This window comes from Yoonia sp. 208BN28-4 (genome assembly GCF_037543925.1).
Classification (GTDB): Bacteria; Pseudomonadota; Alphaproteobacteria; order Rhodobacterales; family Rhodobacteraceae; genus Yoonia.
This window is the reverse complement of sequence record NZ_JBBIFY010000003.1, coordinates 441522-460383: the sequence shown is the minus strand read 5'-3', so window position 1 is coordinate 460383 and position 18862 is coordinate 441522. Positions and strand designations below refer to the sequence as shown.

The following is an 18862-nucleotide window of genomic DNA, read 5'->3' as shown; positions in this document are numbered from 1 at the left end:
CGAAAGGTTAATGCCCAGATGACTTCCGCATCCGACACGCCCGTTGTGACACGCTTTGCACCCTCGCCGACGGGTGCCTTGCATATCGGTGGCGCGCGCACGGCGCTGTTCAACTGGCTTTACGCCCGCGGCCGTGGTGGCAAGTTCCTGCTGCGGATCGAAGATACGGATCGCGCCCGGTCATCTGACGAAAATACGCAAGCCATTCTGGATGGCCTGACATGGCTTGGCCTTGATTGGGACGGTGAGCCGATCAGCCAGCATGCCCGCGCGGACCGGCACGCCGAAGTGGTACATCGAATGCTGGCAGACGGAACCGCATTCAAATGTTTCTCGACCCCAGAAGAGATTGAGGCTTTTCGCGAAACGGCACGCGCGGAAAAAACATCGACCCTGTTCCGGTCCCCGTGGCGCGACGTGCCCGAGGCGGATCATCCAGACCTGCCCTACGTCGTTCGTGTCAAAGCGCCGCGCGATGGTTCAACCACACTGCATGATGAGGTGCAGGGCGATGTTACGTGGTCCAATGATCAGCTTGATGACATGGTTCTGCTGCGCTCCGACGGGTCGCCAGTCTATATGCTGGCGGTGGTTGTGGACGACCACGATATGGGCGTCACCCATGTCATTCGCGGCGACGATCACCTTGCCAACGCATTCCGCCAGAACATGATCTACGATGCCATGGGCTGGGCCAAGCCAACGCTGGCCCATATCCCGCTGATCTTCGGGCCGGATGGCAAGAAGCTGTCCAAGCGGCATGGTGCGACGGGTGCGGCCGAGTATCAGGCGATGGGCTATCCCGCCGCTGGCATGCGCAATTATCTGACACGTCTGGGTTGGAGCCATGGTGACGACGAATTTTTCACCGATGCGCAGGCCCGCGACTGGTTTGATCTGGGCGGTATTGGCAAATCACCAGCCCGTTTCGACTTCAAAAAGCTGGATAACATCTGTGGTCAGCATATCGCGGTTGCCGATGATGCTGCGCTGCTGCATGAATTACAGGCATTTCTTGCGGCAACCGGGGCCGATCCGTTGACGCCACGGCAAAGTGACGGGATGTTGCAGGCCATGTATTGCCTGAAAGAACGCGCGAAGTCCTTTCCAGAACTTATTGAAAAAGCACACTTTGTGCTGACTGAACGCCCCATTGCGCCGGATGAGAAAGCCGCGAAGAACCTTGATAATGTATCCCGTGGTATACTGTCGGAATTGACGCCGCACCTGCAAAATGCTAGCTGGGATCGTGACACTTTAGAGGCACAGGTTTCTGCGTTAGCTGCGGCACACGACACGAAACTGGGCAAGCTGGCTGGTCCGCTCCGCGCGGCTTTGGCCGGGCGCGCGGTCTCTCCGAGTGTTTTTGATATGATGCTGGTTCTCGGGCGTGACGAAACCATCGCCCGGCTCACCGATCTGGATGCCCCGCAAGGGTAAGTGACACCTTTTGGTGACGTTTCATCCTTAACGGTAGCAAGACCTGCAAAACGCGACTGCGCGCCGAAATGGCCGTGCGGCAAACATGGGAATAAAAGCATGGCAGACACACAAAAAACGGCGACCCTGACAATTGACGGTAAGTCCTACGACCTGCCTATCCATTCCCCAACCGGCGGCCCTGATGTGCTTGATATTCGCAAGCTTTATGGGCAGGCCGACGTCTTTACCTACGACCCCGGTTTTACCTCTACTGCCGCTTGCGACAGCACAATCACGTTTATCGATGGCGAAGAAGGCATTCTGCTGCACCGCGGGTATCCGATCGATCAGCTGGCGTCTGAGTCGCACTTCCTCGAGGTATGCTACCTGCTGCTTTACGGCGAACTGCCCGACACCAAAGAGCTTGAGCGGTTCGAGACACTCGTTACCCGCCACACCATGTTGCACGAGCAGATGGCCAATTTCTTCCGTGGTTTCCGCCGTGATGCGCACCCGATGGCCATTATGGTCGGCGTGGTCGGCGCGATGTCTGCGTTTTATCACGACAGCACCGACATTAACGACGCGCATCAGCGCGAGGTTGCCACGATCCGCCTGATCGCAAAGATGCCAACGATTGCCGCGTGGGCCTACAAGTATACTATCGGCCAGCCGTTTGTGTATCCGCGCAACGATCTGGATTACGCGTCAAACTTCCTGCGCATGTGCTTTGCGGTCCCCGCCGAAGACTATGAAGTGAACCCGATCCTTGCCCGTGCGATGGACCGGATCTTTACGCTGCACGCCGATCACGAACAGAACGCATCGACATCGACTGTGCGTCTGGCGTCGTCGTCAGGTGCCAACCCGTTCGCCTGCATTGCGGCTGGTATTGCCTGCCTTTGGGGCCCTGCCCACGGTGGTGCGAACCAGGCCTGTCTTGAGATGCTCAAGGAAATCGGAACGGTTGACCGCATCCCCGAGTTTATCGCGCGTGCAAAAGACAAGAACGACAGCTATCGCCTGATGGGCTTTGGTCACCGCGTTTATAAAAACTTTGACCCCCGCGCGACGGTGATGAAACAGTCCGCTGACGAAGTTCTGGAACTGCTGGGCGTGGAAGACAACCCGCTGTTGCAGGTCGCGATGGAGCTTGAAAAGCAAGCGCTCGCCGATCCGTATTTCGCCGAGAAAAAGCTGTTCCCGAACGTCGATTTCTATTCGGGCATCATCCTTGAGGCGATGGGCTTCCCGACATCGATGTTCACGCCGATCTTTGCGCTGGCTCGCACAGTTGGCTGGATTTCGCAGTGGAAAGAACAGCTTGCCGATCCACAGCTGAAAATCGGTCGTCCGCGTCAGCTTTATATGGGCGAGATGCAGCGCGACTATGTCGATATCGAAAATCGCTAATAGATTAGGGGCCGCAGCGATGCGGCCCTTTTGCCATGCTGAACACTGACCGCCTTATTCTGCGCGGGCCGCGTGACGCCGACATTGACGCGATGTTCGCCACCTACAGTGATCCTGTGGCGATGCGTTACTGGTCCACCCCGCCGCACGCCAATCGTGATGTAACCGCTGCCGATTTCATCAGGCGAAAGGCGGATTGGGACGCCAACAAGCGCAATTTCCAGATCGAAATGGACGGCGTCTGGATCGGCAACGCCGGCATGTTCCGCGACTATGAGGTCGGCTTCATGCTGTCGCGCGTCCACTGGCGCAAAGGCATTGTGTCAGAGGCGATGGGCACAATCATTCCGTATCTGTTCGACACGATCAACGTGCCTTACATGACCGCCGATGCGGACCCGAACAATGCCGCGTCCTGCGGGATCTTGCGTGCGCTAGGATTTCACGAGACCCATCGCGCCAAAGATACCTTTTGTATCAATGGCGTCTGGTCCGATTCGGTGTATTTCCGGCGCGACCCTTAGCGCCCCTCGTAGCGGGCGGGTCGTTTTTCCAGAAAAGCGATGACGCCTTCCTGAAAATCGCGGGTCTGTCCGCATTTGCCTTGCAGCTTGGCTTCCAGCGCTAATTGTTCGTCCAGCGTGTTCTCTGAGGCCGAACGGATGGCCGTCTTCAAATGCTGGTATGCCGCCGTCGGGCCTGCAGCCAGCTGCGCCGCACGGGCCTGCCAACGCCCGACAAATTCCGTGTCAGGGATCGCCTCGTAGATCATACCCCAATCGGCCGCCTGCGTGGCGTCGATCTTATCGGCAAAAAGGGATGCCCCCATCGCACGCGCGGACCCGACCTGCCGTGGCAGCCAGTATGTGCCGCCTGCATCGGGGATCAGGCCGATCCGGGTGAAGGCCTGCACAAAATAGGCATCATAGCTGGCCAGCACCACGTCAAACGCCAGCGCAAGGTTGGCACCCGCACCCGCCGCCGGACCGTTCACCGCGGCAATGGTCGGGATTTTACAGTCAAAGATGGCGCGCAGCATCGGCACGTATTCGTCGCGCAGCGTGCGTTCCAGATCAAGCGTTGCCGCCGATCCACCGTCGCCAAGGTCCTGACCAGAACAGAACGACCGCCCTGCCCCTGTCATCACCAGCACGCGTGCATCCTCTTCTGCGGCGCGCACAGCGTGTGTAATCTCGGCGCGCATCTGCGTGTTCAGCGCGTTCATCACATCAGGCCGGTTCAGCGTAATGACCGCCACATCGTTGCGGATCACAAGTTCGATTGTCTGGTAGTCCATTTGCAGCGTTCCTTACTAAAGCGTCTTCGCATTGATAAGCGGTTGCCCGTGTCAGGAAAGCGAAACCGGACGTCAGGAGCGCAAAATTTTGTCCAGCGCGTCCTGTTCATCCGCACTCAGCGGATTGGCTTGGACGGTGCGGCGGCGACGAATTGTGGCATAGCCGATGCCCAAGGCGGCCAGAAACATCGCCGGTGCGGCAAGCCACAGGATCAGATTTGCGCCGCTCGTGTCTGGTCTGAGCAGAACAAATTCTCCGTAGCGGGCCACAAGATAGTCCATGACCTGCTGATCCGTGTCACCTGCCACCAGTCGTTCACGCACCACAAGACGCAGTTCCTTGGCCAAGGTCGCGTTTGATTCGTCGATGCTTTCATTGCGACAGACAGGGCACCGCAATCCGGCTGATAGAGTGCGCGCACGCTCCTCCAAGATGGGATCGTCCAGCACCTCGCCCGGTTCGACGGCCCACGCCGGGGCCGCCAGCAAAGCCAGAATGATCAGCAGCCGCTTCATTCCGCAGGCACCCCGACAGCCTTGCGTGTTTTACCGGCGCCGATCCGAAGACGGCGATCTGACAGCGACAGGAAACCGCCAAGCGCCATCAGCATGCAGCCACCCCAAATCCAGTTTGCAAAGGGTTTGATATAGACCCGCACCGCATAGCCCCCGCTGTCCTGCGGATCGCCGATGACCACGTAAAGATCGCGCAGAATACCGTTGCTGATTGCAGCTTCTGTCGTGGGCATGTTGGCAACCGGATAGAACCGCTTTTCTGGCGATAGCACCGATATGTCGCGCCCGTTCCTCGCAACGGCAATATCGGCAAGCGTGGTCACGTAATTTGGCCCTTGCGCCTGTCGCACATCGGCCAGCGTGAAGGTATAGGCGCCAACATCCCAGCTTTCTCCGATATCGGCAACGCGGATATCCTCTGCCTCCCATGCCAGAACGGCTGCAACGCCAAATGTCGTGATCCCGACCCCGATATGCGCAACGGCTTTGCCCCAGTCCGCACGCGGCAGCTTGCCAATCCGCCGCAGGCGGATGCGCCAGCTGTCCCGACCGCCACGCAGCCACAGATCAACCAAAGCACCGCCGACAACCCAGACACCCAAGGCCACGCCAAATGGCCCCAAAGCCGATCTGTCGCTTTGCATCGCATAGGCCAAACCGGCGAGCGCAATCGCAAGGATTGCCCAACCCCACAGCGGTTTCGTCGCGCGCGACAGCGTTCCCCGCTTCCATGCAAGGAGAGATCCCAGCGGCAAAGCGACCGCAAGTGCCACCATGAACGGCGAGAAGGCCGCATCGAAGAATGGTGGGCCAACCGACAAGGTGCGGTCGAACATCATCTCTGCCACCAAGGGCCAGATGGTGCCGATGAAAACCACAAATGCGCTGACCGCCAGCAGGATGTTATTGAGCACCAGCGCGCTTTCACGGCTCACCGTGCCAAACACGCCCTTTGCTTCAAGCGCACCCGCGCGGGCGGCATAAAGCGTCAGAGAGCCGCCCAAGAAGATGCCCAAGATCAGCAAAATCCAGACCCCTCTTTCGGGGTCATTGGCAAACGCATGCACCGACGTCAGCACACCGGACCGCACGATAAAGGTGCCCAGCAGCGAAAAGCCAAATGCGAGGATGGCCAACAGAATCGTCCAGCTTTTCAGCGCCTCACGTTTCTCCACCACAATCGCGGAGTGCAGCAGCGCTGCGGCAATCAGCCAAGGCATCAAAGATGCGTTTTCGACCGGATCCCAAAACCAGAAACCGCCCCAACCCAATTCGTAGTACGCCCACCAAGAGCCGAGCGCGATGCCGATTGTCAGGAACACCCACGCGGCCAAGGTCCACGGGCGCACCCAACGGCCCCAAGCCGCATCCACGCGCCCTTCCAGCAAGGCCGCAACTGCAAAGCTGAACGTTATGCTCAGGCCGACATAGCCCAAATAGAGAAACGGCGGATGAAACGCCAAACCGGGGTCTTGTAACAACGGGTTCAGATCGCGCCCGTCCAGCGGCGGGACCGCAAGACGCAAAAACGGATTGGACGTGAAAAGGATGAACGCAAAGAAGGCCACGCCGACAGAAGCCTGTATGCCCAGAACACGCGCCCGCAAACTTTCAGGAAGCTCTTTGCCAAACCACGCAGCGCACGCACCAAACAGGGCGAGGATCAGCAACCACAATAGCATTGATCCCTCGTGATTGCCCCAGACTCCGCTGATTTTATAGATCATCGGTTTGGCGCTGTGCGAGTTCTGGTAAACCAGCGAAAGCGAGAAATCGGAGGTTACAAACGCCCACGTCAACGCAGCAAAAGAAAAGCCGACCAAGATGAATTGCGCTGTGGCCGCAGGTTCGGCCAATGCCATCCACGATCGCCAGCCTTTGTGCGCCCCCACAAGTGGCACCACGGTCTGCACGATTGCGACCACGAAGGCCAGAATCAGCGCGAAATGTCCAAGCTCTGTAATCATGCGCCGATCATAGCGCAGCCGCACCCGCGCTGACAGGCGCAAAGCCAAGTGCGCCTGTCACATTTTGGCGCAGTTTACGTGAGCGATTGTGTCAGATGCAGACCGCCGCGCAGCATAAACGCGATAGCTGACATGATCACCGCGCCAATGATCAGACGCATCATCCATTTCAGCAGGTCTTCGATATAGCCCAGCCTGTCCGCCACATTCGCACGGTGCACAGCATCCACTGCGCTTTTCGTCTCAAGCGCTGCAAGGCGCAGATCGGTTTTATGCCGCCAATCATCTGTCATAAGACGCCAGCCAGTCACGCAACGCCGCGTTATCTGTCTCGATGGGCGCCCGCGGCTCTTGCGGCATCTCCGCCGGTTGGGCCGGTTTCGCAGACAGGGCTTCAATATTATCGCGGACGGCACCGGTTCGTGCGAGCGTTTCCGCAATGGATTGCTGAAACTCCTGCCCTTTCGCCTGATGTCGTGCGCCAAAGTAGAAGCTGACAACTGCGCCCATCAACCACCACAGCGGCTCGGGCACCAACGATAACCCCTGCATACGGGCCGCAAACCAAGCCGGATCATGCATCGCAGCTCCGAAAAGCGCTAATGTACCAAGCGCCATCATCGGACGCGGCAACCGGTTCACGCCGTCAATGACCGTATCAAAGATCGACCGGCGATTGCGCGCAAACTCTTGCGCAAACTGCTGCAACGCTGCCGACTGGATCGCGGCCCCGCGTTCACCTGCATTTTCGCTGTTCTCGCGGAATACTTCTGCTGTTTCAGCGATCACATTCCTGTCGCCACCAAAAAGAAGCGCCATTAATCCGTTCAAGACCCCCATTGTGCTGTCCTTTCGGCATGTTGTGCTGCGGTGAAGTGATAGCGATCCGACAGAAACTCTTCGGCGCGCGCGATCCAGCCGCCTTTGCCACCGTCGCGTCGGCGCGCGTATTTGCGGCTTGCCGGACGCTGATCGGCCAGCGTGTAGTAATAGTTGCGCCGCGCGATCCCGTAGGCATCAACAATATGATCAGGGGCCGCCTCAACCGCCTGTTCAGCCGCCCCGATCGTCTGCGGACCGATGACGCCATCAACTTTCACATTGATCCGCATCTCGTTGAAAAGGCGCTGCAAAATCTTGACCGCGTTGTTGCCTGCATTGACATACATATCAAATACACTGGCCTGAAGCATTGCGGGTAACTGGGCAACTTTCGGACCGACAAAGTAGTGATCGATGAAAATTGCGACGGCCTGATCTTCATCCAAAAGCCGCACATCGGCGGTTGTCACCTGCCCGTCGCCGTCCAGATCAAGGCCAAGCCTGCGCATCGTGTGGATCGTGACGCCGTGCTTGGTGGCACCGCCCGGATCATCAGGATCGTTCACATAGCCGCCTTCACGGCGCACGATCTGGGTCGCAATTTCGGTGACAGTCTGCATGGCCATTCCCCCGGCTATTCGTCGGGGATCAAGCTGCGCCGCAAAGGTTAATTGGTGACGACCTCACCGTCCGGTGCCACATAAGTGCCCTGCTCTTTCAAGGCATCGATGACCTCTTGGGGCATGTAGGTCTCATCGTGTTTGGCAAGGATTTCGACGGCTTGGAACGTCCCGTCGACATAGCGGCCTTGGCCCACCATGCCTTGGCCCTCTGCGAAAAGATCAGGCAAAATCCCTTCGAATGTAACCGGCACGACAGCGCCGCCATCAGTCACCGAGAACCGCACCTCTTCGCCCACACCACGCTCGATTGAGCCCTCGGCCACAAGCCCGCCAATGCGGAACAGCTCGTTCGGTGGCGGTGGTGCCGCGACCACCTCGCTGGGCGAGCGGAAGAACTGGAACGACTCGTCAGGCAAAAACCACAAAATCGCGAGCACGGCCGCAACGCAGGCCCCTGATAGCGCGATAATCTGGACGCGCCGCCGCTTTTTAAGACTTTTCAAACCGCTCATGGGAACACCGGTGCCAACATCAAACCTGCCGTTTCGTCCAGACCAAGCATCAGGTTTGCGTTCTGCATCGCCTGTCCTGACGACCCTTTACATAGGTTGTCCAGCGTTGCTGTCACCAGCACACGCCCCGAAATACGGTCCGCGCTCACGCCGATGTGACAGAAGTTCGATCCGGCGACATGACCTGTGCTGGGGTGTTGGCCAAATGGCAGCACCACGACGAACGGCTCGTCCGCGTAAGCCTCAGCCAGCGCGTCATGGCACGCTTGCGCCTCACCCTTCAGATAGCACGACGCCAGAATGCCACGGCTCATCGGGACAAGATGCGGCGTGAACTGGATTGCAATCGGCCTGCCCGCAATCAGGCTGAACTCCTGATCAAACTCGCCCAGATGCCTGTGCTTGCCGCCTTGGGCGTACCCGGCCGCATCACTGGCGCGCTCGGTGAACAGCATGTGTTCTTTCAACGCCCGTCCCGCACCGGATGCACCGTTTTTCAAATCACAGATGATGTCATCGAGATCGATCAGGTTCTTTTCAATCAACGGGCGCAGGGCAAACTGGACGCTTGCCGCGTTACACCCTGTCCCCGCGACAAGGCGGGCATTTTTGATGTCATCGCGGTAAAACTCGGTCAGGCCATAGACGGCCGACTTCTGAAGTTCGGGTGCGACATGCTCGACCCCGTACCACTTTTGATACTCTGCCGGATCGCGCAGCCGGAAATCGGCGCCAAGATCAACAACCTTCACCGTGTCAGGCAAGTCGCGCACAAGCGCCTGGCTCAGCCCGTGGGGCAAAGCGGCAAAAACGAGATCAACATCGCCAAAATCGATCTCGTCGATCTTGCACAGCATTGGCAAATCAAGGTGCCGCAGATGCGGAAACACATCGGCCATCGACAGACCTGCCTTACGTTCGGCAGCAAGGGCCACAATGCGAAACGACGGATGGGTCGCAATCAATCGGACCAGTTCGGCACCGGTATAGCCGGACGCACCGAGGATCGCGATATTCTGTGTCATGGGACCAGTCTTTCAAAGCTGTAACGATGATAAGCGTTTTGGCCTCACACGGCTGATGATGCAAGGCTTTCTGGGGTAACGCGGGAACGGCGCTGGCGTTAGAGGATGCGCCAGACTCATGCTTCGCAGGGGGAGCGCCGCCGGAGAAGTGCTATCAGGCAGCCTCGAACGTGATCTGTCGTCGCAAGAATTGCGTGGCATTGCCGGACACACGCTTGGGATCACCTGTCGTCAGAAACGCGCTGTCGGTGCCACTTCCCAGCATCTCGGGGCGGCGTGTCAGGTAATCGGCAAGGCTGTCGGCCACCAGATTGGCCTGACTGAACACCTTCACGTCAGCACCCAAAGCCGTTTGGAACGCTTCGGCCATCAGCGGGTAATGTGTGCAGCCCAAAACAGCCGCATCTGGCACAGGCATCTTGCGTTTGAGCGCGTCAACGTGGCTATTCACCAGCGCTTCGGCCAGTATCATGTCACCTTCTTCGATAGCATCAACAACGCCGCCACAGGCCTGCGCTTCAACATCAACACCAATCGCGCGAAACGCCAACTCGCGCTGGAATGCCCTGCTACGCACGGTAGCTGGAGTGGCAAAAAGCGCCACATGCTTCACATCCACCTCGCGTGGCGGGCTGTTATCGCCCCAGTCACGCTCTGTCAGCGCCTCGATCAGCGGGACAAAAACGCCCAAGACGCGCTTATCGGTCGGCACCCAGCTTTCCTGCATCCTGCGCAAGGCCGCAGCAGAGGCGGTGTTGCACGCAAGAATGACCAGATCGCAACCGGCTTCCCACAGTCTTTCCGTGGCGGCTGTGGTCAGGTTGTAAATGTCATCGTCCGTGCGCACGCCATATGGCGCATGGGCGTGATCACCGAAATAGACAAACGGCACATCGGGAAGCCGCTTTTGCACTGCATCCAGAACGGTCAGACCGCCCAGCCCGCTGTCGAAAATACCTACTGCCATCTGACGTGACCTTTGCTCTGCCTGTTATTTTGTAATCACAATAGGCCCGTTTCGTACGGAAATCCATGACAGTGTTTACTCGGCGGCCTGCGCGGTTTGGCGTCCCCCTTGGCTGATCACAGCCAGCAATTCTTCGCGACGTTTCGCAGCCTTGCGCGCGTTTGCTTCCTTCACGGGACCAAAGCCACGAATATCAAGCGGCAAACGCGCAAGCGCAATCGCGGCGGCCTGCACAGCCGGAGAAAGTTCGCCCGTCAAATTATTGAGATCGCTCTCATATTCAGTGATCAAGGCGCGCTCCATCCGCCGCTCGACCGTGCGGCCAAAGGGATCAAATGGCGTGCCACGCAGGCGTTTGAACTTGGCCAGGACGGGGAACATCCGGGCCATTGCAGCACCGTACTCTTTCTTTTGCGGGCGACCATCCGATCCGGTTTTGCTGACAAGCGGCGGTGCAAGGTGATGCGTGATTTTCAGGTCGCCATCAAACTCCGCCTGTGCCTTTGTCAACGTGTCCTGCAACAGGCGTGCGACCTCGTATTCATCCTTATAAGCCAGCAACTTGTGATAGCCCTCGGCCACGGCCTCTTGCAGATCGTTATCTGCAAATTGCGCCAGAAACTTGCGGTATCGCTTCGCCAACCGTTTGCTTTGGTAGGCCGTCAGATGCTCTGCGCGAAAATCAATTTTCTCTTGCAAAGTCTTAGGCTTGCTCACAACATTTGATGTGCCGACACGGCTGGCCTGCTCGGGATGCAGAAACGCCCAGCGTCCCAGTTCGAAAGCACGCTTGTTTCTTTCAACAGCCGCACCGTTCAATTCGATCGCGCGCATGATCGCATCAAACCCGATGGGGATGGCCCCCTGCTGCCAGACCGCGCCAAAGATCATCATGTTGGAATAGATGCTGTCACCCATCAGCGCCTTGGCCAAATCGGACGCATCAAATAGCGCCACATTGTCTTGCAGGCGCGCCTCCAGCGACAGGCGCAGCTGGTCGGATGGCAATTTGAACGCGGTGTCGCGTGTGAAGTCACCGGTGATAATCTCGTGGCTGTTTACCACGCCCTTGGTCCGTCCGGTTTTCATCAGACCAAGCGTTTTGGCCCCCGCGCTGACAACCAAATCGCCACCGATCAGGGTATCACATTCGCCTGTCGCCACGCGAATGGCGCTGATATCACTTGGGTTTTCGGCAATCCGGCAGTGAATGTGGACCGCGCCACCCTTTTGCGCGAGGCCAGCCATCTCCATCATGCCAGCGCCCTTGCCATCAATATGCGCAGCCATCGCCATGACCGCACCAATGGTCACAACGCCTGTACCGCCAACGCCGGTGATGACCACGTTATGCGTGCCGTTGATTGCTGGCAGCGTGGGATCAGGTAGATCAGGAATATCGACAGATTGGGTCGCGGCCTTGCGGATTTGTGCACCTTCAATTGTCACGAAGGACGGACAGAACCCTTTGACGCACGAAAAGTCTTTGTTGCACGACGACTGGTCAATCGCGCGTTTGCGGCCCAGCTCGGTCTCGACCGGCACGATGGAGACGCAGTTGGACTGCACGCCGCAATCGCCGCAGCCTTCGCAGACATCCGTGTTGATAAACACACGTTTGTCTGGGTCCGGGAAAAGTCCCCGCTTGCGGCGGCGTCGCTTTTCAGCGGCACAGGTCTGCACATAAACAATGCAGGACACGCCTTTGTATTTGCTAAATGTTTCCTGCACCGCAGGCATCTCGTCCCGCTCGTGCACAGCAAGCCCCTTAGGAAATTGCGCAAGGTCCACGTCTTCTTTGTCGTCATAAACCAACGCCACATTGCGCACGCCCATGGCCAGCAGTTCGCGGCAAATCTGGTCGGCGGTCAGCCCCCCGTCGTTCCCCTGTCCACCGGTCATCGCGACCGCGTCATTGTAGAGGATTTTGTAGGTGATGTTGGTCTTCGCCATCAGCGCAAAGCGGATCGCCTGCACGCCCGAGTGGTTGTATGTGCCGTCGCCAAGGTTCTGGAACACATGATCGCGCGTCGAAAACGGCGCCTCACCCACCCAATTCGCCCCCTCGCCGCCCATCTGGGTAAAGCCGACGGTATCGCGGTCCATCCATTGCACCATGTAGTGACACCCGATGCCCGCATAGGCGCGGCTGCCTTCAGGCACTTTGGTGGATGAATTATGCGGACAGCCCGAACAGAAATACGGCAGGCGGGCTGCGATCTCTGGCTGGTTGTCGGCTTTGCGGGCCTCGGCCAGTGCGGCAAGGCCGGACGTCACGCCAGAAGAGCCGCACCCTTCCTCAATCAGTATCCCGCCAATTTTTTCTGCGATCCAGATCGGATCAAGCGCGAAACGGGTCGGGAACACCTCTTCGCGGCGGCCTTCGGAATGCTCATCGCCCTTGTGCCAGCCGTAAACACGCGTGTTTGTGTCATCAAACAGCGCCTCTTTGACCTGCACCTCGATCAGCTTGCGCTTTTCTTCGACGACGACCACCAGATCAAGCCCTTCGGCCCATTCGTGGAATGACGCCATATCAAGCGGCCAGACCTGCCCGACCTTATAGGTCGTGATGCCCATCTCGGCGGCGTTTGCTTCATCCACACCCAGCAGCGACAGTGCGTGCTGAAGATCAAGCCAGTTTTTACCTGCGGCAACAAAGCCGATCTTTGCACCGGCCTGCCCCCAGACACGGTTGTCCATCTTGTTGGCACGGCTGAACGCCTCGGCGGCAAACCGTTTGTGGTCGATCATCCGCGCTTCTTGTGCCACGGGCGTGTCGACAAGGCGGATGTTCAGCCCTTCTGCCGGCAAATCCATGTCAGGACGCACAAACTCACGCCCGTCCGGCGCACAATCCACAACCGACGTGACCTCGATTGTGTCTTTCATTGTCTTCAGACCAACCCAGACGCCTGCGTAGCGTGACAGCGCCCACGCATAGAGGCCGTAGTCGATAATCTCTTGCACGCCAGCAGGCGACACGATTGGCATATAGGCATCGACCATCGCCCAATCTGACTGGTGTAATGTTGTCGAGCTTTCGCCGGTGTGGTCGTCGCCCATCGCCATGATGACGCCGCCGTGGGGCGATGTGCCCGCCATATTGGCGTGCCGCATCACGTCGCCAGAGCGGTCAACGCCCGGTCCCTTACCATACCATAAGCCAAAAACACCGTCGTATTTGCCCTCACCACGCAGTTCGGCCTGCTGACTGCCCCATAGCGCCGTCGCGGCCAGATCCTCGTTCAGACCCGGTTGGAAGGTGACATCGGCCTTGCCCAAAAGCTCTGCTGCGCGGCTCATCTGCATATCAACAGCGCCCAGCGGTGATCCGCGGTAGCCGGTCACGTAGCCCGCAGTGTTGAGCCCTGCTGCCTCATCACGCGCCTTTTGCATCAACATCAGGCGGACAAGCGCCTGTGTGCCGTTCAACAGCACTGGCGATTTTGTCAAATCGTAACGGTCGTTTAAGCTAATGTCCTGTGATGTCATCATGCGCCTCCCCTGCGTGATGCAACCATGATAGGTCATAAACTATGACCTACAAAGCGGATAATTCCCCGCGATCAGTGTTTGCAACCTTTTGCCGCTATCGCGTAAGGATCAACCACTGCGAGCGGTAACATTGATGGTAAGGGTGCGTAATGGACTGGGACAAGCTTAGAATATTTCACGCCGTTGCAGACGCAGGTAGCCTGACACACGCGGGCGATGCGCTTCATCTGTCACAATCAGCCGTGTCGCGTCAGGTGCGCGCGCTAGAGGAATCGCTGAACACAACGCTTTTCCACCGCCATGCCCGCGGATTGATTCTGACAGAACAGGGCGAACTGCTGTTTGATGCCACGCGGTCGATGAACCGAAGGCTTGAGGCTGCGGCCGCCCGCATCCGTGACAGCGAAGAAGAAGTGTTCGGCGAACTGCGCGTGACGACCACCACAGGTTTCGGCACACTCTGGCTCGCCCCGCGCCTGCCGAAGCTTTATGAAAAATACCCCGATCTAAAAATCGACCTCATGCTGGAAGAGCGGGTGCTGGACCTGCCCATGCGCGAGGCCGATGTCGCAATCCGTATGAAAGAGCCGTCACAGGCTGATCTGATCCGCAAGCGCCTGATGTCCGTGCGGATGCGGCTTTACGCCAGCCCGGGCTATCTGGAGGAGCGCGGCACGATCAATGATATCGAAGAAATCGGCAACCACCGCCTGATCTGCCAGTCCCTGTCGTCCGCACAGGTGTCCGCAGGTGCCACGCTGGTTCAGCACTTGATGTCCTACGATGCGCCCAGCCTGCTGACGGTGAACAACTATTTCGGCGTGCTACAGGCGGTGCTGAACAATCTTGGCGTCGGGGTCCTGCCCGACTACGTGACCGAGGATTTCCCCGATCTGGTGCGCGTGCTGCCCGATCTGGAAAGCGGCGAAGTGCCTGTGTTTCTCGCCTACCCAGAAGAGCTTCGCCAATCCAAGCGGATCAGCGCCTTTCGGGACTTTGTGCAAGAAGAGATTTTCGCGCATCGCAAGAAGATCAGGGATGCGGCTGACCGCAGCTGACCCCAGAGGTTCAATCTGCCAACATCACGAGCGGGCTTTACGTATGGCAAGCCGTTGCATCGTCGGCACGGCGCTACCTGCGCTCAAAGCTATGCGCTCAAAGCTATGCGCTCACAGCATAGCGGGTTTGCGATTCATTTGGCCCATTTTTCTTGATCGGACTCAGTTTGCCTCCTATCTGACCTCTTGAAGGCGATGATGCTGTAACGCTCATCATCTTCAACCTCCCTGTTGGACTTTGCCGGGCCTTGTGCCCGGCATTTTTTTTGCCAATCGCGCAGCTTTTTGCAGCTTCCGGCTTTTGTCCGTTGGTGTGATCGCCTAAACGCTGGGGCAACTTATGGGGGATATGCCATGACCGAACCTGCCATCACACCAGACCTGATCGCCGCGCACGGTCTGTCGCCCGACGAATATGATCGCATTCTCGAGATCATCGGCCGCGAGCCGACGTTTACTGAGCTTGGCATTTTTTCGGCCATGTGGAACGAACACTGTTCTTATAAGTCGTCCAAGAAATGGCTTCGCACCCTGCCCACCGAAGGCCCGCAGGTCATCTGCGGCCCCGGTGAAAACGCAGGCATCGTGGATATCGGTGACGGGCAGTGCATCGTGTTCAAGATGGAAAGCCACAACCACCCCTCATACATCGAACCCTATCAGGGTGCCGCCACTGGCGTGGGTGGCATTCTTCGCGACGTATTCACCATGGGCGCGCGGCCAATTGCTGCGATGAATTCCCTGTCGTTCGGCCTGCCATCGCATCCGAAAACGAAGCAGCTGGTGAACGGTGTTGTTGCGGGTGTCGGCGGCTACGGGAATTGCTTTGGTGTGCCGACTGTTGGTGGTGAGGTGCGCTTTGATGCGTCCTACAATGGCAACTGTCTCGTCAATGCCTTCGCGGCTGGCCTCGCGGATACGGATAAGATCTTCTACTCCGCCGCTTCCGGTGTGGGCATGCCCGTCGTGTATCTGGGTGCGAAGACAGGCCGTGACGGTGTGGGCGGTGCAACAATGGCATCGGCTGAATTCGACGACACAATTGAGGACAAGCGCCCCACCGTACAGGTTGGCGATCCCTTCACCGAAAAACGCCTTATGGAAGCCACGCTGGAACTGATGACCACGGGTGCCGTGATTTCCATTCAGGACATGGGTGCCGCTGGCCTCACCTGCTCTGCGGTGGAAATGGGCGACAAAGGCGGGTTAGGCGTCAAGCTGAACCTCGAAGACGTGCCGCAGCGCGAAGAGAACATGACCGCCTACGAGATGATGCTGTCAGAGTCGCAGGAACGCATGCTCATGGTCCTGAAGCCAGACCTTGAGGCCGAAGCCCGCGCCGTGTTTGAAAAATGGGACCTTGATTTTGCAATCGTCGGCGAGACTATTGCCGAAGACCGCTTCCTGATTTTGCACAACGGTGAGGTCAAAGCCGACCTGCCGCTGGCGACCCTGTCAGGCTCTGCCCCTGAGTACGACCGCCCTTGGGTGGAAACGCCTGCCGCAGCCCCCTTTACCGAAGCCTTGACCATTGATCCTATTGCGGGTCTCAAAGCGCTCATCGGCAGCCCTAATTACGCGGGCAAACAGTGGGTCTATGAGCAATACGACCAGCAGGTCATGGGCGACACCGCCCGCGCACCGGGTGCCGGCTCTGGTATCGTGCGGGTTCACGGCACGCCCAAATCCGTAGCCTTCACCAGCGATGTGACGCCGCGCTACGTCAAAGCAAACCCCGTCATGGGCGGCAAACAGGCGGTGGCCGAAGCCTACCGGAACCTGACCGCTGTCGGCGCAACCCCGTTGGCCACGACTGACAACATGAACTTCGGCAACCCCGAAAAACCAGAGATCATGGGCCAGTTTGTCGGCGCGATCAAAGGCATCGGAGAAGCTGTTGCGGCGCTTGATATGCCCATCGTGTCCGGCAATGTCTCGCTTTACAACGAAACGGACGGCACCGGCATCCTGCCCACGCCCACCATCGGGGCGGTTGGCCTGATCGCCACGCCCGATCTTGCGATTACAGGTCAGATGGCGGACGGCGATGTGTTGCTTGTCGTCGGTAAGACAGACGGCCACCTTGGCCAGTCTGCGCTGTTGGCCGAGGCATTCGACCGCGTCGAAGGTGACGCGCCGCCCGTCGATCTGACAGCCGAAAAAGCACACGGCGACTTTATCCGCGCAAACCACGGGTTGATCGGCGCATGCACCGACCTGTCCGATGGTGGTCTGGGGCTCGCCGCGTTTGAAATGGCAGAAGCCGCCGGTCTGGGTATCACACTTGATAGCGATGATACGGCACTGCTGTTTGGCGAAGATCAGGCCCGCTATCTGATTGCGACGTCGCAGGAAAACGCGGACACGCTGATTGCCAGTGCGGGTGCCGCAAGCCTGCCGATCATGCGGGTCGGAATGGCCGGTGGCGATCAAGTGACCTACGGCACGACATCTGCGCCACTGTCCGACCTTGCCGCGCTTTATCGCAACGCCTTCGCCGATCAGGTCGCGTAACCCCCGCATCTATCGGTCAAAAATACGTCTGCCGGATGCGCCTGCCCTTGCAGCCTGTGCGACCGGCCCATACTTTAGACGCAGCATCAGCAAAGGACGACATCTATGGCTATCACTGCCGCTGAAATTGAAACCCTTCTGCGCGAAGGATTTCCTGACGCACAGATCACCGTGCAGGGTGACGATGGCGCACATTTTGCAGCCGAAGTGATTGATGCCAGTTTTGCCGGTAAAAACCGTGTCCAGCAGCAACGCGCTGTTTATGCAGCCCTCAAGGGCAAAATGGATGGCAGCAACGGCGAATTGCACGCCCTCGCGCTGACCACCAAAGCCCCCGACTAATTTCAACGCCGTCACAAAATTCCAGTATTTTGTGCCCCCCCGCCGAAAGGGAACCGAACAAATGACTGCCGAAGCCCAAATCAAAGACACCGTCACCAGCAACGATGTTGTGCTCTTCATGAAAGGCACCAAGTCCATGCCGCAGTGCGGGTTCTCGTCCCGTGTGGCAGGCGTCCTGAATTTCATGGGCGTTGAGTTTGCCGACGTGAACGTATTGGCCGATGACCAGATCCGTCAGGGCATCAAGGATTACTCCGACTGGCCCACGATCCCGCAGCTTTATGTCAAGGGTGAATTTGTTGGCGGTTGCGACATCATCACCGAAATGACCCTGTCAGGTGAGCTTGATACGCTGTTTGCAGAAAATAACGTGGCCTTCGACAAAGACGCCGCTGACAAAATCCGCGAAGCCAACGCCTGATCGGTCAGAGCCCATCAAATACGAAAAAGGCCCTGCCGATCCGGTGGGGCCTTTTTCGTTTGGCGTCTCTTTACGCTGTTTTCGTCTCAACGCTATCGGCCAGCGCTTCTGCGCGTGCCGCAAGTTCGGCTAGCGTGTCGGTCACTTCGGACGGGACGACAGGCACTTCAACGCGTTCAGGTGCTGGTGCGGGCCGCCCTTCCAACGCATCAATGCGCGCTTGCAGTTCGGCCGTCTTGTTGTCGGACACACGCACTTTTTCTTCCAACCCTGCGGTCTTATCCGCCAGCATCAGCCCCGCCATCAACAGCATCCGCGCCTCGGGCATCCGGCCAATCTGTTCTGACAGATGTGCGGCTTCGGTGTTCAGCATCGCTGCGGCAGAGTGCAGATAATGCTCTTCACCTTCCTGACAGGCGACTTCGAACTGGCGACCACCAATTGTAATTTCAACATGAGGCATCG

The 18862-nt window shown here is 58.3% G+C and carries 18 protein-coding genes; 7 read left to right on the top strand and 11 right to left on the bottom strand.

The window, feature by feature from the left end; translation table 11 throughout:
- Positions 1 to 18 precede the first annotated feature (18 nt).
- The 3 genes from gltX to V8J84_RS12345 all read left to right on the top strand — a co-directional run bounded on the left by gltX (position 19) and on the right by V8J84_RS12345 (position 3359).
- Positions 19 to 1440 carry a glutamate--tRNA ligase gene (gene gltX / locus V8J84_RS12355; RefSeq protein ID WP_339931552.1) on the top strand — a complete coding sequence of 474 codons (1422 nt, stop codon included), beginning with the start codon at positions 19 to 21 and terminating at the stop codon, positions 1438 to 1440.
- 99 nt (positions 1441 to 1539) lie between these two features.
- The gene (gene gltA, locus V8J84_RS12350) at positions 1540 to 2835 is read left to right on the top strand and encodes a citrate synthase (RefSeq protein WP_339931550.1); all 1296 of its coding nucleotides are present in this window, start codon (positions 1540 to 1542) and stop codon (positions 2833 to 2835) included.
- A 35-nt stretch (positions 2836 to 2870) separates the two neighbouring features.
- On the top strand, positions 2871 to 3359 hold the full coding sequence (locus V8J84_RS12345) for a GNAT family N-acetyltransferase (protein WP_339931548.1): 489 nt from the start codon (positions 2871 to 2873) through the stop codon (positions 3357 to 3359).
- On the opposite strand, the gene V8J84_RS12340 is transcribed toward V8J84_RS12345, so the two are convergent.
- From V8J84_RS12340 to V8J84_RS12295, 10 genes are all read right to left on the bottom strand, one after another.
- Complete coding sequence (locus V8J84_RS12340) at positions 3356 to 4132, bottom strand: enoyl-CoA hydratase-related protein (protein WP_339931546.1); 777 nt, start codon at positions 4130 to 4132, stop codon at positions 3356 to 3358. The two genes, V8J84_RS12345 and V8J84_RS12340, sit on opposite strands and share 4 nt — an antisense overlap.
- 72 nt (positions 4133 to 4204) lie before the next feature.
- Entirely contained in the window at positions 4205 to 4648 is a 444-nt protein-coding gene (locus V8J84_RS12335; protein WP_339931544.1) for a cytochrome c-type biogenesis protein, read from the bottom strand.
- Positions 4645 to 6615, bottom strand: coding sequence for a heme lyase CcmF/NrfE family subunit (locus V8J84_RS12330; protein ID WP_339932060.1), 1971 nt, complete (start codon positions 6613 to 6615; stop codon positions 4645 to 4647). The genes V8J84_RS12335 and V8J84_RS12330 overlap by 4 nt, the downstream gene beginning before the upstream one ends.
- Before the next feature lie 74 nt (positions 6616 to 6689).
- Positions 6690 to 6908 (bottom strand): pseudouridine synthase, encoded by a 219-nt coding sequence (locus V8J84_RS12325; RefSeq protein WP_339931542.1) that lies wholly within the window; start codon positions 6906 to 6908, stop codon positions 6690 to 6692.
- On the bottom strand, positions 6898 to 7455 hold the full coding sequence (locus V8J84_RS12320; protein WP_339931540.1) for a holin family protein: 558 nt from the start codon (positions 7453 to 7455) through the stop codon (positions 6898 to 6900). Before V8J84_RS12320 ends, V8J84_RS12325 begins: the two co-directional genes overlap by 11 nt.
- Positions 7443 to 8057 (bottom strand): holin-associated N-acetylmuramidase, encoded by a 615-nt coding sequence (locus V8J84_RS12315; RefSeq protein WP_339932058.1) that lies wholly within the window; start codon positions 8055 to 8057, stop codon positions 7443 to 7445. Before V8J84_RS12315 ends, V8J84_RS12320 begins: the two co-directional genes overlap by 13 nt.
- Before the next feature lie 47 nt (positions 8058 to 8104).
- Positions 8105 to 8572, bottom strand: a complete 468-nt coding sequence (gene ccmE / locus V8J84_RS12310; protein ID WP_445285971.1) for a cytochrome c maturation protein CcmE — start codon at positions 8570 to 8572, stop codon at positions 8105 to 8107.
- Positions 8569 to 9597: an N-acetyl-gamma-glutamyl-phosphate reductase gene (gene argC / locus V8J84_RS12305; RefSeq protein ID WP_339931538.1), complete on the bottom strand. Its 1029-nt coding sequence runs from the start codon at positions 9595 to 9597 to the stop codon at positions 8569 to 8571. Before argC ends, ccmE begins: the two co-directional genes overlap by 4 nt.
- A 154-nt stretch (positions 9598 to 9751) precedes the next feature.
- Entirely contained in the window at positions 9752 to 10564 is an 813-nt protein-coding gene (locus V8J84_RS12300) for a glutamate racemase (protein ID WP_339931536.1), read from the bottom strand.
- Positions 10565 to 10639: 75 nt separating this feature from the next.
- The gene (locus tag V8J84_RS12295) at positions 10640 to 14059 is read right to left on the bottom strand and encodes an indolepyruvate ferredoxin oxidoreductase family protein (protein ID WP_339932054.1); all 3420 of its coding nucleotides are present in this window, start codon (positions 14057 to 14059) and stop codon (positions 10640 to 10642) included.
- 152 nt (positions 14060 to 14211) lie between these two features.
- Here V8J84_RS12295 and V8J84_RS12290 point away from each other — a divergent pair, with 152 nt between their 5' ends.
- From V8J84_RS12290 to grxD, 4 genes are all read left to right on the top strand, one after another.
- Positions 14212 to 15120: a LysR family transcriptional regulator gene (locus V8J84_RS12290; RefSeq protein ID WP_339931534.1), complete on the top strand. Its 909-nt coding sequence runs from the start codon at positions 14212 to 14214 to the stop codon at positions 15118 to 15120.
- 354 nt (positions 15121 to 15474) lie between these two features.
- The gene (gene purL / locus V8J84_RS12285; RefSeq protein WP_339931532.1) at positions 15475 to 17634 is read left to right on the top strand and encodes a phosphoribosylformylglycinamidine synthase subunit PurL; all 2160 of its coding nucleotides are present in this window, start codon (positions 15475 to 15477) and stop codon (positions 17632 to 17634) included.
- A 105-nt stretch (positions 17635 to 17739) separates the two neighbouring features.
- Entirely contained in the window at positions 17740 to 17976 is a 237-nt protein-coding gene (locus tag V8J84_RS12280) for a BolA family protein (protein ID WP_339931530.1), read from the top strand.
- Positions 17977 to 18037: 61 nt separating this feature from the next.
- Positions 18038 to 18397, top strand: coding sequence for a Grx4 family monothiol glutaredoxin (gene grxD, locus V8J84_RS12275; protein WP_339931528.1), 360 nt, complete (start codon positions 18038 to 18040; stop codon positions 18395 to 18397).
- A gap of 70 nt (positions 18398 to 18467) precedes the next feature.
- Here grxD and V8J84_RS12270 read toward each other — a convergent pair whose 3' ends face one another.
- A complete protein-coding gene (locus tag V8J84_RS12270; protein WP_339931526.1) occupies positions 18468 to 18860 on the bottom strand; it encodes a cell division protein ZapA in 393 nt (130 codons plus the stop codon).
- Positions 18861 to 18862: the final 2 nt, after the last annotated feature.

Coding starts and splice junctions, on each gene's coding strand:
- gltX (WP_339931552.1), top strand. CDS start 19: ATGACTTCCGCATCCGACACGCCCGTTGTGACACGCTTTGCACCCTCG.
- gltA (WP_339931550.1), top strand. CDS start 1,540: ATGGCAGACACACAAAAAACGGCGACCCTGACAATTGACGGTAAGTCC.
- V8J84_RS12345 (WP_339931548.1), top strand. CDS start 2,871: ATGCTGAACACTGACCGCCTTATTCTGCGCGGGCCGCGTGACGCCGAC.
- V8J84_RS12340 (WP_339931546.1), bottom strand. CDS start 4,132: ATGGACTACCAGACAATCGAACTTGTGATCCGCAACGATGTGGCGGTC.
- V8J84_RS12335 (WP_339931544.1), bottom strand. CDS start 4,648: ATGAAGCGGCTGCTGATCATTCTGGCTTTGCTGGCGGCCCCGGCGTGG.
- V8J84_RS12330 (WP_339932060.1), bottom strand. CDS start 6,615: ATGATTACAGAGCTTGGACATTTCGCGCTGATTCTGGCCTTCGTGGTC.
- V8J84_RS12325 (WP_339931542.1), bottom strand. CDS start 6,908: ATGACAGATGATTGGCGGCATAAAACCGATCTGCGCCTTGCAGCGCTT.
- V8J84_RS12320 (WP_339931540.1), bottom strand. CDS start 7,455: ATGGGGGTCTTGAACGGATTAATGGCGCTTCTTTTTGGTGGCGACAGG.
- V8J84_RS12315 (WP_339932058.1), bottom strand. CDS start 8,057: ATGCAGACTGTCACCGAAATTGCGACCCAGATCGTGCGCCGTGAAGGC.
- ccmE (WP_445285971.1), bottom strand. CDS start 8,572: ATGAGCGGTTTGAAAAGTCTTAAAAAGCGGCGGCGCGTCCAGATTATC.
- argC (WP_339931538.1), bottom strand. CDS start 9,597: ATGACACAGAATATCGCGATCCTCGGTGCGTCCGGCTATACCGGTGCC.
- V8J84_RS12300 (WP_339931536.1), bottom strand. CDS start 10,564: ATGGCAGTAGGTATTTTCGACAGCGGGCTGGGCGGTCTGACCGTTCTG.
- V8J84_RS12295 (WP_339932054.1), bottom strand. CDS start 14,059: ATGACATCACAGGACATTAGCTTAAACGACCGTTACGATTTGACAAAA.
- V8J84_RS12290 (WP_339931534.1), top strand. CDS start 14,212: ATGGACTGGGACAAGCTTAGAATATTTCACGCCGTTGCAGACGCAGGT.
- purL (WP_339931532.1), top strand. CDS start 15,475: ATGACCGAACCTGCCATCACACCAGACCTGATCGCCGCGCACGGTCTG.
- V8J84_RS12280 (WP_339931530.1), top strand. CDS start 17,740: ATGGCTATCACTGCCGCTGAAATTGAAACCCTTCTGCGCGAAGGATTT.
- grxD (WP_339931528.1), top strand. CDS start 18,038: ATGACTGCCGAAGCCCAAATCAAAGACACCGTCACCAGCAACGATGTT.
- V8J84_RS12270 (WP_339931526.1), bottom strand. CDS start 18,860: ATGCCTCATGTTGAAATTACAATTGGTGGTCGCCAGTTCGAAGTCGCC.